The 11,716-nt window shown below is 56.6% G+C and carries 10 protein-coding genes; 7 read left to right on the plus strand and 3 right to left on the minus strand.

All coding sequences use genetic code 11. From position 1 onward, the window contains the following. The 3 genes from surE to B2R17_RS12270 form a co-directional block, all read left to right on the plus strand. Nucleotides 1-503: 5'/3'-nucleotidase SurE (gene surE / locus B2R17_RS12260; RefSeq protein WP_286764207.1), on the plus strand; the 503-nt coding region annotated here is incomplete at its 5' end. 112 nt (nucleotides 504-615) lie between these two features. Next, complete coding sequence (locus B2R17_RS12265; RefSeq protein ID WP_286764208.1) at nucleotides 616-2,823, plus strand: dockerin type I domain-containing protein; 2,208 nt, start codon at nucleotides 616-618, stop codon at nucleotides 2,821-2,823. 125 nt (nucleotides 2,824-2,948) lie between these two features. After that, complete coding sequence (locus tag B2R17_RS12270) at nucleotides 2,949-3,440, plus strand: DinB family protein (protein ID WP_286764209.1); 492 nt, start codon at nucleotides 2,949-2,951, stop codon at nucleotides 3,438-3,440. A gap of 253 nt (nucleotides 3,441-3,693) precedes the next feature. On the opposite strand, the gene B2R17_RS12275 is transcribed toward B2R17_RS12270, so the two are convergent. Both B2R17_RS12275 and B2R17_RS12280 read right to left on the minus strand, forming a co-directional pair. After that, entirely contained in the window at nucleotides 3,694-4,647 is a 954-nt protein-coding gene (locus B2R17_RS12275; protein WP_286764210.1) for a ThuA domain-containing protein, read from the minus strand. Nucleotides 4,648-4,734: 87 nt separating this feature from the next. Then, nucleotides 4,735-6,039 carry a NupC/NupG family nucleoside CNT transporter gene (locus tag B2R17_RS12280; protein WP_286764211.1) on the minus strand — a complete coding sequence of 435 codons (1,305 nt, stop codon included), beginning with the start codon at nucleotides 6,037-6,039 and terminating at the stop codon, nucleotides 4,735-4,737. 137 nt (nucleotides 6,040-6,176) lie between these two features. Here B2R17_RS12280 and B2R17_RS12285 point away from each other — a divergent pair, with 137 nt between their 5' ends. Then, nucleotides 6,177-7,679: a methyltransferase regulatory domain-containing protein gene (locus B2R17_RS12285; protein ID WP_286764212.1), complete on the plus strand. Its 1,503-nt coding sequence runs from the start codon at nucleotides 6,177-6,179 to the stop codon at nucleotides 7,677-7,679. Nucleotides 7,680-7,734: 55 nt separating this feature from the next. Here the strand turns inward: B2R17_RS12285 and B2R17_RS12290 are convergent, their stop codons facing one another. Further along, the gene (locus B2R17_RS12290) at nucleotides 7,735-9,243 is read right to left on the minus strand and encodes an MFS transporter (RefSeq protein ID WP_286764213.1); all 1,509 of its coding nucleotides are present in this window, start codon (nucleotides 9,241-9,243) and stop codon (nucleotides 7,735-7,737) included. Between the two features lie 225 nt (nucleotides 9,244-9,468). On the opposite strand from B2R17_RS12290, the gene B2R17_RS12295 reads away from it, so the two are divergent. The 3 genes from B2R17_RS12295 to B2R17_RS12305 all read left to right on the plus strand — a co-directional run. Continuing rightward, nucleotides 9,469-10,419: a sugar phosphate isomerase/epimerase family protein gene (locus B2R17_RS12295; RefSeq protein ID WP_286764214.1), complete on the plus strand. Its 951-nt coding sequence runs from the start codon at nucleotides 9,469-9,471 to the stop codon at nucleotides 10,417-10,419. A 143-nt stretch (nucleotides 10,420-10,562) separates the two neighbouring features. Then, nucleotides 10,563-10,919 (plus strand): hypothetical protein, encoded by a 357-nt coding sequence (locus B2R17_RS12300; RefSeq protein ID WP_286764215.1) that lies wholly within the window; start codon nucleotides 10,563-10,565, stop codon nucleotides 10,917-10,919. 435 nt (nucleotides 10,920-11,354) lie between these two features. Continuing rightward, nucleotides 11,355-11,716, plus strand: a 362-nt coding sequence (locus tag B2R17_RS12305; protein ID WP_286764216.1) for a ClpX C4-type zinc finger protein, incomplete at its 3' end; no start/stop codon positions are given.

An 11,716-nucleotide genomic window follows, 5' to 3' on the forward strand; every position in this document is an offset into this window, starting at 1 on the left:
CGATCGATTTGGTCGTCAGCGGGATCAACAACGGGTTGAACGCTGGGATCAACGTGCTGTATTCCGGCACCGTTGCCGCCGCGATTGAAGGCGCGTTTTTTGGCGTCACCAGCGTCGCTGTGTCGCTGGAAAATTCGGACGACAATGACTTCGATGCGGCTGCGGTGATCGCTCGCAACGTCATCGGTGAAATTGTGCGGCACGAAGAGTCGCGAGGTGGGTTGTTCAATTTGAATGTTCCCACGGCTGCGACAGAATCTGCAAGTGAAGTCAAAGTCGTGCCGATGGGATTGGCGCAGTACGGACGACGTTATGAAAAACGTCAGGATCCCGGTGGGCGTGATTACTATTGGGCGTTGTGGACACAACCCGACAAGCCGCCTGCGGAAATGACTGACGTGACCCAGCTACGCGAGGGGTGTGTGACCTTAACCCCCCTGCATTTCAACTTGACGCGAGATGATCTTCTAAGCGAGATGAAGGAGTGGAACTTGCGTCCGTGATTCCGCTCAATTCGTTTTGCGCGTCTCGATTCGAGTTGGCCGGCCCGTAGAATGTTTTCGCGTGGCGGGATGAATGAGACCGACACGCTGCTTTTCTATTTGAGCCGGATGCATGCAGAATTCTTCCCGACGCCTTCGCGTTGAAAACTTAGAACATCGACGCTTGTTGGCCGCGGATTCGATGATCGGTCCGCAATACCCTGAGGGCTGGGGCGAGGTTTCGGCGCAGTCCGCTGTGGCGGCTGCGGAAGATGTGATCTCGCGTGAGAGCTCTGGACGCGAAGCAGAAGGCGAAAGTGTCCTCAAAGTCCGATTGGATTTCTCACTGGACAGCAGCAGTTTTTTCACGACTCGGTACCCGCAGGCCAAAGCGGTGATGCAGGAAGTCGTGAACGAAGTGGTCGATCGATTCAACGACACTTTGGCCGCGGTCAATCCGCCGAGTCGATCGGAGATTCAGTGGCAGCCCGCGGTGCTCGATCCGCGAACGGGTGCACTGACATCGCTGCCGCAATCGTTTCGAGCGGCGGCCAATGAAATCGTCGTTTACGTTCGTGGGAACAACCTGACCGGGTTGACTCGCGGTTTGGGCGGCTACAACTCATTTGGTGTGGGATACAACTGTCCCGACCAAGCCTGCGTCAATCAAGCCAACGCGTTCATCAGCAACCTGACCACCCGGGGCGAGACTGGGGCGGCGGCATCGACTCCCAGCGACTTTGCACCGGTCGTTGGCGCAATCACGATCGATACGCGAACCGACGTGGATTGGAATTTCGGAGCCGTTGATACCGGCGAGCCGGGCCAGTCGGACTTTCGTGCGGTGGTGGCCCACGAGTTTGCTCACGTTTTGGGATTTGGGACGGCTCCGTCGTTCAGACGGTATGTTGCCGGCGGCCGATTCGCGGGCCCGAAGGCCAATGCGGTCTTCCCCGGTTCCACGAATATTCCGATGAATGGCAGCAGCCACTTGGCCAGCTCGGTTCGCGATGTGGTGCCGACGACGATGACCAGTCACTTCGACGGAATGTTGAGCGATCTGGATTACGCGATCTTGGATGACATTGGTTGGGAACTCACGCCGGATACCAGGCCAACGGTTCAGATCACCACAATGGAACAAACTGTTCCGGAATCGTTAGGCTCGGTCACGGTCAGCGCGACTTTGTCAGCCGCACCTTCCCAGAGCATTTCGGTGCCCGTGGTGATCTCGGGAACGGCATCGGCGAATTCGGATTACACCGTCACGCCGGCAACATTCAATTTCGCGTCCGGTCAACGCACCGCGACGATGACGGTGAACGTGGTCGACAACGGTACGAACGAAGGTCTTGAGTCGTTGACAATTCGTGTGGTCGATTCGAATGTCGCCAAGTTGGGAGCGAACACGGAAGCGTTGGTCACCATCTTGGATGACGATGGTTCGCCGGTTGGACAAACGCAATTGAATTCGCCTGAGTTCAGTAGCACCGCCATCACGGTTCCGGGAAACAATCTACCGGTCGCGTACTTGTTTCGAGCTTCCGCGAATACAACTTTGAACGTGACCAAGGTCGGAGCAACTGGTCCGACGGAAGCGTTCTTCGTACTGAACGAGGACCTCGAGCCAATCGGTCAGTACAACGGTGCCGGCGAGTTGTCCGTGACGTTGTCCGCCAACCAGAACTATGTGTTGCGTTTCGAAGCTCGTGGGACCACCGAACAATTTCAAATTGCATCGACCGCTGGTTTCCAAGCCATCAACAACGACAGCCCTACCAACCTTCTGCAACCATCCGATGTGACTGGGGACGGTGAAGTGTCCGCATTGGATGCGTTGCGTGTGATCAACGTGTTGAACGCAGCGGGTGCTTCTGAAGTCAACATCGGTAACGAAGCGTTGGAAGAGGGGAACTACTACGACGTCACCGGTGACGACAAAGTGACTTCACTGGACGCGTTGCGAGTCATCAACACGTTGTCCGGTCCGTCCTCTGGAAACTCGGAGGGAGCGACAGCGAGTTCTTCGGCAATCGCATTCACGCCACCGGTTGCAGATTCCAGCGAAACGCTCGCCGACGAGATGGGCCCGCACAAATCCGATCAGATACAACTCGATGGCTTTGTCCCCGCGGTGGTTTCCGTTCGTCTGGCCGACCATGATCATGCTGACCACGGCCACGGCCACGAGCATGACGATGACCACGGCGATGAGCATGACGACGAAACAGGGCACGATCACATGCACGACAAAGAATTCTCCCAATCTTCATCTGCCGCGTTTGCACCAGCCTTGGTTGATTCGGTCTTCGTAGAATTTGGTGCCAGTTGCCTCGCCTGAGCCTCGGTTTCGAGACGCGTTTGATGCGTTAGACTCACCCGGTCGGCTCGCTGGATTTCTTTTCGATTCAATCCAGCCTCGTCCAGTTCGGAGAGCCAACTCCCATTCAAACGAGGGTGTTTGCGGTGCAAGTCAAAGATGCGATTCGGTCGACAATGAACCTGAGCGACATGGTCTTTCGCGGCTATCTCGGTGACCTGGAAGATGCGGATCTGATGCGTCGACCCGGCAAGGGTTGCAACCATCTGGCATGGCAAATCGGGCACTTGGTGGTCGCAGAAGTGATGATGCTGGGCGGGATGTTTCCTGAGATCAAAACGGAATTGCCCGAAGGCTTTGAAGAAGCCCATCACAAAGACAACGTGGATTGTGAAGACCCATCAAAGTTCAACACGTTGGCGGAATACTTGGAACTGATGACCAAGGTTCGTGCGAACACGTTGGCGGCACTCGAAGCGATGGATGAGTCCAAACTCGATGATCCAGCTCCGGAGCAGATGCGAGCTTTCTGCCCGACCGTTGGCGACATGATGATTCTGATCGGGACTCACCCTATGATGCACGCTGGTCAAGTCGTTCCCGTTCGCCGGGAATGTGGCAAACCGGTCATGTTCTGAGCGCCTGCTCGAATGCTGTGACAACGCAGCAGGAAGTCATCCAGGCACAAAAAAGCCGGAACAGCTTGTTGGCTGCTCCGGCTGAATCAGGTAGCCCATCGCTTATCGGACTGTTGATTTAATGAGCCGTACCGCGTTAGCGGCGGTTGATCAGACGCCAACCGGGGCTAATACCCATCGGCTAATTGTTGTCATTCGATATACGATTCAATCAACAGGCTGTTATGCGAAGGACGCGATTTGGACGGACGTTCTACTTCTTCTTGCGAGGTTTTTTGGGGTCCAGGTTCTGATCCAATTGCTCCTCGCTGACGGTGGATTCAATTCCATTTTCAGGAACATTTCCCTTCGCAGTCCAAACCAACGCGTTGAGCACGACTTTGCGATAGTCCTCGATTCCCCAGTTGTCGTGGAAGTGCCCGCCGGTGAATCCGAATCCGCGACCGCCATCGGAACGTTCGACCACCCACATCATTGCCTCGGCGCGACCCGCCGATGCTTGGATGTGATCGTAAGGGCCTCGTGGGTAAACGTAGGGTCCATCGCGAACATCGTCGGATGGTTTGGCCAATAGGATTGGCTGGAATTGAACGCCGTCGATTTCTTTGGCTTCGTTGCCAGCCATTCCTGACAAGAATCGCATGTTGAAGTACCACTCGTCATTGGCTTGGAACGGTTGGACACCGCTGGTGACGGGGTGATCGGGGAAGACCGCGAAAGTGGGTTCCCAAATTGGGTTGCATGAAAACTGGTGTTCATAGTGGCCACCGATCCAGCGTTTCATTTCTTCGCCGGCTTGATCGGTCAATACTTCCACGCCGTAGTGCATGAAGCCCAGGCCGACTCCGTTTTGGGCCCACTCGTCAATCATTTTCAGGCGACGGCCTTCTTCCTGAACGATCTCGTGGCGACCGCCTCCGTCCATGTAAAACACGACCGCATCAGCGTTTTCGAAAACGGCTTCGTCTTTGGGCCATCCGTTTAGAACCACTTCGACGTCCAAATCCTCGACGTCTTTCAACGAGTTCGCCAGCAACTGCACGCCCGCATTGAACTCGTGCATTCGAGGCGGGTGGGAAGGCTTGCCGGCGACCAAAACAAGCTTTTGAGTTTCTGCTTGGCTGGTTTGGGGAACAATCGCTGCGGCGATGAACAGCAGAATCAGGGCGGGGACGAGATACAAACGACGGACGTTCAAGGTGTTCACTCGGAGTGCGGGAGGGTTGGAAGGTAGGAACCCGCAGTATAACTCACCGTCCGTTTCTGCGTCGTCGGACCTGATGCCTCGGTTGGTTCAGAGCATCATGCCGGCGATGGCTCCGGTCATGCAGCACGCCAGCAATCCGCCGAACATCGCTCGCAAACCCAAGGAAGCGAGGTCGGATTTTCGTTCGGGAACCAGCCCGCCGATGCCGCCGACCTGGATTCCGATTGCTGCGAAATTGCTAAATCCGGCCAGGGCATACGTCAGCACCGTAGCGGTGCGGGCGCTGATCGTTGGCTCTTCCGCCTGAACGATTTGTCCCAGTTGTTGGTAGGCGATGAATTCATTGGCGACGGTTTTGAGCCCAATCAGTTCGCCCGCGGCGCGACATTCCGACGCGGGAATTCCCAGCAGCCAAGCGAGCGGCCAGCACGCATAGCCCAGGATCACACCGAGAGTGATCAATGGATCTCCACTGGAGTCGACCCAGTCGAACGTCGTGCACATGCCACCAAGCAGCAAATCGATCAGTGCAATCATCGCGAGAAATGCGATCAACATCGCACCCACGTTGAGTGCCAACTTCAATCCATCGCTGGCACCTTCGACCGCGGCCGCGATGACGTTCACATGCGTTCGCTCGATCTTCAGTGTCATCGCCTCGTCGGCGGCTTTTGCACTGCCCGAACGTTCGGTACTCAATTCCTCTGGCGTGTCCGGCACCATGACTTTCGCGATCAAGAGTGCTGCGGGGGCACTGATGATCGAAGCGGTCAGAAGGTGGCTGATGTCCACACCCATCTTTGCATACGCACCCAGCAAGCCTCCGGTCACGGTTGCAAAACCGCCGGTCATCATCGCGCACAGTTCGCTGCGACTCATCTTGGCCAAGTACGGACGGACGACCAAGGGGGCCTCGGTGTGACCGACGAAGACATTGGCCGCTGCCGCCAATGTTTCCGGCCCGCTGGTTTTGAGGGAGAATTTCATCACCCAAGCCATCACCCAAACGATTCGCTGCATCACGCCGAGGTGATAAAGAACGCTCATCAAGGAGGAAAAGAAGATCACGGTCGGCAACACGCCAAACGCGAAAGTTGCCAGCAATGAATCACTCAATGGATTGTCAGGACCGGTGGCAAACAGAAAACCCGATCCGGCATCGACGGTGCTCATCAACTTTTGAAAGCCAGCACCGATATGTTTGAATGTTCGTTGCCCCAGCTCGGTTTGCAACACCAGCACGGCCAGGGTGAACTGCAGCAACAGACCGCCGATGACGATCCGCCAGGGAAATTGCCGGCGATTGGTGCTGATCGACCAAGCCAGCGTCACGAACACAACGATGCCAAGGCCGCACACCAATCGTGGGAAGATCTCGTTCAACTGTGGCACCTGAATCAAGAAGCATGGTCTGCGATCAACATCGACCGTGATAAACTTTGCCGCCGATCATATCATCCGGAAACACGTTCCAAGGATGCGAAAGATTCAGTGTCCCGCCAAATCACTCCCCATCCATCGCGAAGTTGATGAGCAACTACGACAAAGTCCCGTATCCCGATTTCATTCATCCGGCGACTCATCCTGGCAACATGGCCGCGATCGCTCGGCTGCACGGCGTGAATGCACCGCCACCGGAATCATGTCGCGTTTTGGAATTGGCGTGCGGTCCGGGCGGCAATTTGATCTCGTTGGCAACTCTCTTGCCGAGCAGTCACTTCGAGGGAATCGATTTGGCCGCGGGCCATGTGAAAACGGGCAACGCGATGATCGGCAAGCTCGGTCTTTCCAACATTCAGTTGCACCAGGGCCGGATCGAAGATTGGGTCACGGAAGCGGACAGCGATGAGGAACGGTTTGATTACATCATCGCGCACGGGGCTTATTCCTGGGTGCCCGAAGAAGCACGGCAAGCGATCCTGGCGATTTGCCAGTTGCGTTTGTCTGACAATGGAGTCGCGCTGATTAGCTACAACACTTATCCAGGTTGGCATCAGCGGCAGATGGCTCGCGACATCATGCGGTATCACGCCGATGGTATTGAGGATCCGCAGTTGCGATTGCGACACGGCAAAGCTTTGCTGAGCTCGGTTGCACAAAATGTTCCGCAAGGATCAGCGTACCGAGTGGCTTTGGAAGAAGAGCTCAAAGCACTCGATCAAGCCAACGAAGCCTACATCTCTCACGAGCAATTCGAAGACACCAACCGGCCTTGTTACTTTCACGAATTCGCGACCGAAGCCGCCTCGCATTGTTTGCAAACCATCGCCGAGGCGGACTGGGGCGATTCAACCTACGAACAGGTTCGTCCCGATGTCGCGTCGGCACTCGCTTCGCTGCCGAAAATTCGCCGAGCCCAAACGCTGGACTTCTTTCGCCGTCGAACGTTTCGACAAACGTTGCTGTGTCGCGACTCGGTTGCCGTCAGTGAGCAACTTCAATCCTCCGCGATGGAGTCGATGCACTTTGTGACCTCGTCGAAGTTGGAAGGGGATCAGATCACCGGTTCGAATGGGTTGAGCGGAACCGTCGATCATCCCATGACCCAAGCTGCCATTGGTCGCTTGGTCGATCAGTACCCGTCATCGATTAGTTTCGAAGAACTTTGCTCGACTGCTGGTTCGCAAGAGCCTGATTCGCTCGCGACTTTGAAAGCCGATTTGTTCAATTTGGTTTGCGTCGGGTTGGTGACGGTCAGTGCTTCGCCGACGGAAGCGTTCCGCGAAGTTTCTTCCCACCCGCGTGCCACGGCGCTTTCACGAGAACAAGTCTTGTTGGGCGATACCGTGACCAATCTGCGTCATCAACCCATTCGGCTGGACGATACAACAGCTCACTTGGTTCGGTGCTGCGACGGTCAGTCGGACCATGCGAGTTTGATCGAGAGCATAATCGCTTATGCGATGGCCAACGGTGGCTTGGTCGAAGGCGACCAAGTCGTTACCGGCGAGGAGAACTTGCGACCGTTGGTGAATTCAAAGATGAAGTCCAACCTGCAACGACTCGCGGCAATGGCGTTGTTGGTGGGGTGAAAAGAGATGCTGCCTTTTGTGCGGAGCACCTTATCCAACCAAGCAACCAGCCGGATCAGTTGGCCGGAGTGACCGATGTTGAGGCTGGCGAAACCGTTCGATCGAGCGAGGGTCGATAGAAGATTGCCACAGGGAGGAACAACACCGCCATCGCGCCGAACACGGTGCTTCGTGGCAGATCGGCGGAGGTCAGAATCGTGTTGAGGATTTGGTACAGCACACCTGACATCACGATCGCGAAAAAGTTGGCTTGGTTCATGACCGCGATCATGCGGCCTTTGAGTTCCTCGGGCGGACGGGCTTGCAGGAACACTTGAATCGGAATCGCGAAAAATGCGGCCGAGGCACCGAGCAGCATCAGCACGGGAATCGAACCGCCAAAGCCCAGCAGATGTCGGCCGCCGGGCAACGAAATCGCGAGCACGGCGCAGAATGCGACGACGCCCCACATGCCAATTTGAATGACGACCCGGTCGGACAGCTTGCGGCTCAAAGCACCTGCGGCGGCGCCACCTGCGGCGATTCCGACGCTGATGAGGGACACCATCAAGCTGGTCTTTGTGTCAGAAATTTCGAGCTGGGTTTTGCCGAGTGAATTGACGGCTTGGATCGTCAGTCCCGCGATCAACCAAAACACGCAGGATGCCAACAATGCGATCAACAACGGCGTGTCTTTTTTCAAAAGTGTCCGCATCGCTTTCGGGACAGCCAAGTATTCGGCTTTCAGTTTCAGGGTTGGATCCGCGGCGGGCAGACGGATGATCAAAAGGCTGGTGATCGTTCCCACGATGGCGATGCCAACGCACACCAATGAACCGATCCACAAACCGGAGGCGGCTTCCATTTGTGGGACTCCGGCCGGCACGATCGAATCCTTCAGTGGACCGGCGACCGCGGTGCCGATGATGATCGCGATGAATGTGGTCATCAGAACCAAACCGTTGCCGCGGTTGAGTTGGTTGCCTGACAACATCTCCGGCATGATGCCGTACTTGCCAGGCCCAAAGAACGTGCTTTGCAGGCCCATCAAGAACAGCACGATCCAAAGTCCCGCGAATCCGATCATGGGCGTGGCCAAGAACGCGAGCAGACCGAGTCCCATGACGACGATCTCTGCGACTTTGCTGGTCACGATGATCGTGCGTTTGCTGTAGCGATCGGCCAGGTACCCGGCCAAGCCACCGAAGACAACGAATGGCAACCCGAAGACCACCGTCGCGATCCCTTGCAAGTCGCCTCCGCCGGATGGCTTTGCGGCCGGAGCACCAGAGAGGTCCTCAGAGACTTCGACGGCAACGGCTCCATCGACGAGGTTGGTTTCCGTGACCGTCGCCGCAACGGCGGTGGGAATGGCCAGTAACAGCAACAACTGTTTGAACAGGTTGTCGTTGAAAGCACCGAAGAACTGGGTCGCGATGAAGCCAATGAACGAAGGATGGCTCAGCGAGTCGATCGGACCGTCTTTGGGCTGCATGCCCGCGGGATCCGAATCGGTGGGCACTGCTGCGTCACCGATCGCGTACGGGGTGTCGGCGGCGGTGGACGCGGTGGGAGAATCTGACATGGAGATTCAGTTACAGTGGAAAGCGAGTTGAGCGAAGACAGGGCGGAAACGGCAGCAGAGTTTTGAGCGGTGCTGCTCGGAAGAGGGATTGCCATCTACCGAGCAAAGTGCCCGTTGGACGCTGAGCCGTTTGCGCATTCTTCGAGGTTTGTCTGTTCACTTCCAGATGAATCCGTTTGGGAGCCACCGAAAGGGAGCGATGATTCGAGACGCAAGGTTACCATCATGCCGATGACGCCGGGTTACCACACAGGCGGGTTGTTGTTGCACGACCCGGTCTCGACGATCGAACCCCTGGTGTCGATGGGATATCGCTGCGTCGCGGTTCGGCCGAGAAGAGGGATTTTGGCCTGGGAGAACGGTTTGGCGGCGGATGGGGCCTTGTCCAGTCAAGCTCGCGGCCCAGAAAGCGACTCCTGGGATCGTTTTCTGGATGAGGCACGATTGCATCGTTGTCGGGTGGTGATCGATACCGAATCCTCGTTTGTCCTGGACCGCGAAAAAGCCGCGATGCCTTCTCTGGCAGATTCGAATGCCGATAGCAGTCAGGCCGCCTTGGATTGGTGTGAGCACTGGATTCGGATGGCCGAGCGGTTGCCGGGCACCGTTTTGACCCTGGGATCGGGAGTCTTGCCGAGGGACGAGTTTTCGCCGGGATTGAGCGAGGCGGATTTGGAGCGACTAGCGTCGAGGCTGGAATCGCTGGCCTCGTTTGCTCAGCAGCGGGGCGTTTCGATTGCGCTCCGGCCGGCGACGGGACACGCGATCTCGAGCGTTGCCGAGTTTGAGCGGATGTGTCAGTGGCTTCCCGACGGAGTGGATTTGGGTTTGGCGGCTGATTTGGGCGAAATGGTTTCGGCGGGCGAGATGCCGCTGGGGGCTCGTTTGCAGCGGAACGCTGAGCGGCTGAAGCTGGTGTATTTGTGCGATCACCGTTGGCCGGGGCAACCGCCTCGTGATTTGCCGCTGGGGACGGTCGGACGCGATGACACGCCGATCGGCACCGGCGAACTAACGCTTCGCCGGGTCACCGAGACATTGGGGAAAATGGGATTCGACGGTCCCTTGGTCGCTCGGGTCGAAGGGCATTGCGAACAAGGGTTGCGAATCCCGCGTCTAGGAATGCAGCATTTGATGCAGTGCCGATGGTGGCGCCAGGCTTGTGAGCAGGCGTGAAACGAATTTGTGAAACCCAAAAGCCTCGTTTTTTGCGACAATTGCAAGTGGACCGGCCAACCGGGACACTCCTATGATCAAAGAGCACCGGCAAGGACTCTTGCGAGAGTTGGCGGCGGTGCCGAACTTCCAAATCAGCAGCAATGAACGAAGTCTCGGTTGTGACAGATGTGATTGCAAAACCGGCCGTGCAGGCTGGCATTGCTCTAGTGGTTCTAGCCATCTTGATTGCACTCGCATTTTGGGTGTTGGCAAGGTTGCGCGACTACAACACTGACGACCAGCTAGACACCCCAGAAGTGTTCGCAAACCTGGAAGAAATGCGACGCAAAGGTGACATAAGCGAAGAGGAATTCCGAACTATACAAGCAGCAACGCGGTCAACTTCCGCTTCGACGACTGATCCTCCGGTTCCCTCCGCCTCCCAGGCCGATTCCGGTCGCGATCCTTCCCCTCCTCCTCGTCTCGGCGAAGAGGGTGAGAATGAATCGCGAACCTGAACGAACAAGGCACCGGAGAAACGGTGAGTCGCCGATGACAACCGACCTCGTTGCTACCCAAAACCGTCGATGGTTCGCCCTCCCAATTCTCGGGCATACCAATCATCGACAAACGATGAAACCCATTACCAAACCACGAGTGGCTCGAGCTTCGAGGACAAGGATGTTCCTTCGGCGCGGGTTGATTCGGATGCAAATCCGGGTCGCTAGGTGTTGAAAAGCATTCGAGTCGTGGCCGATCCGTTCGATGTGTCGAGTTCTTTTGCGAGAACGAGCCTTCAATGTTCGGTGGATGCGAGGAATCGCGTACAATAAAGCGTGAACGCCGAATACGGTGTTGGCGCTCGATTGCTCGCGAAAACCTCATTGATCGTCATCCGCCGACGCCGAGGGACGAGCCCGCAATGTTGGACTCATAAAAGTAAGGAGTCGTGTATGCCCACCAAGGAAACTTCGAACTCTCGCCGCGGCAGCGCAGCGACGAAGAAGAATGCGTTTTGCAGCTTCTGTCGTAAGAGTTACCGTGACGTCGGTCCCCTCGTCGAAGGCCCCGGAGACGTTTACATCTGTGCCGAGTGCATTGACCTGTGTCAATCCATTCTGGACCAGGAACAACGTCGTCGCGGTCCGTCCAAGTCATTGTTCAGTGATATCCCGTCGCCGCGGTCAATCGTTGAGCACCTGGACAACTATGTCATCGGTCAAGGTTCAGCCAAACGCGTTTTGGCGGTGGCTGTTCACAACCACTACAAACGACTCAGCAATGGTGCCGATGGCAGCAACGGCGAAGTCGAGAT

This window comes from Rhodopirellula sp. UBA1907, from assembly GCF_002337565.1.
In the GTDB taxonomy this organism is placed as follows: Bacteria; Planctomycetota; Planctomycetia; order Pirellulales; family Pirellulaceae; genus Rhodopirellula; species Rhodopirellula europaea.

Excerpts from the sequence above, each read along its gene's own strand:
- B2R17_RS12265 (WP_286764208.1), top strand. The coding sequence starts at position 616 with ATGCAGAATTCTTCCCGACGCCTTCGCGTTGAAAACTTAGAACATCGA.
- B2R17_RS12285 (WP_286764212.1), top strand. The coding sequence starts at position 6,177 with ATGAGCAACTACGACAAAGTCCCGTATCCCGATTTCATTCATCCGGCG.
- B2R17_RS12290 (WP_286764213.1), bottom strand. The coding sequence starts at position 9,243 with ATGTCAGATTCTCCCACCGCGTCCACCGCCGCCGACACCCCGTACGCG.
- B2R17_RS12295 (WP_286764214.1), top strand. The coding sequence starts at position 9,469 with ATGCCGATGACGCCGGGTTACCACACAGGCGGGTTGTTGTTGCACGAC.
- B2R17_RS12300 (WP_286764215.1), top strand. The coding sequence starts at position 10,563 with ATGAACGAAGTCTCGGTTGTGACAGATGTGATTGCAAAACCGGCCGTG.